At 77.7% G+C, this 817-nt stretch carries 1 protein-coding gene; it reads left to right on the forward strand.

Annotated elements, in window-relative coordinates:
- Positions 1-817 (forward strand): efflux RND transporter periplasmic adaptor subunit (locus C667_RS23510; protein WP_004391137.1); only part of this gene is annotated, 817 nt, incomplete at both ends.

Genomic DNA, 817 nt, shown 5'->3' on the forward strand with positions numbered 1-817 from the left:
TGCCCGGCCGCGCCGCGCGCAGCCCGCGGCGCGGCCGGGCGCTGCTCGCCGCGCTGGTGGTGCTGGGCCTGGCCGGGGCCATCCCGGTGCCGTCCGCGATCACCGCGCCGGTGCAGGTCGTCGCCGCGGAGCCGCGCCACGTCTTCTCGGCGATCGACGGCATCGTCGGCACGCTCGCGGTGGTGCCGGGCCAGCAGGTGGCCGCCGGCGACCTGCTGCTGCGCATGGACACCCGCGTGCTGGAGAAGAACGTCCAGGAGGCCCGCCAGGCCATGTCCGTGGCCCAGGCCGAGCTCGCGCGCAACCGCGCCGCCGCGCACTACGACGCCGACGCCCGCGCCAAGCTGGCGGTGACCCAGGTCGAGCTCGAGCGCGCGCGCCTCGAGCTCGACTTCCACCTCGCCCAGCTCGAGCGCGCCGAGCTGCGCAGCGAGACCGCCGGCCAGGTGTTGCTCGAAGACCCCGACCGCCTGCCCGGCGCGGCCGTGCGCATGGGCGAGCGCCTGCTCGGCATCGCCGACACCCGCCGGACGCGGCTGCGCATCCTGGTGCCGCTGGCCGACTTCAGCCTGGTGGACGAGGGCGCCCCGGTGCGCGTCACCCTCGACCGCAGCCCGCTCGCCGGGCTCTCGGCGCGCGTGGTGCGCAAGGGCTACACGGTGTCGCTGTCGGACGAGCAGGTGCCGTCGATCGTGGTGGAGGCGGAGTGGGAGACGAACGCAGGGGAGGAGGGAGGGGCGGCCGTGGGCACACCGGACGCGGCGGGCGGCCGGGCGGCCACGCCCCCCGCGGTGCCCTTCGGCGCGCGCGGCTCGGC

It is taken from the genome of Thauera phenylacetica B4P, assembly GCF_000310225.1.
In the GTDB taxonomy this organism is placed as follows: Bacteria; Pseudomonadota; Gammaproteobacteria; order Burkholderiales; family Rhodocyclaceae; genus Thauera; species Thauera phenylacetica.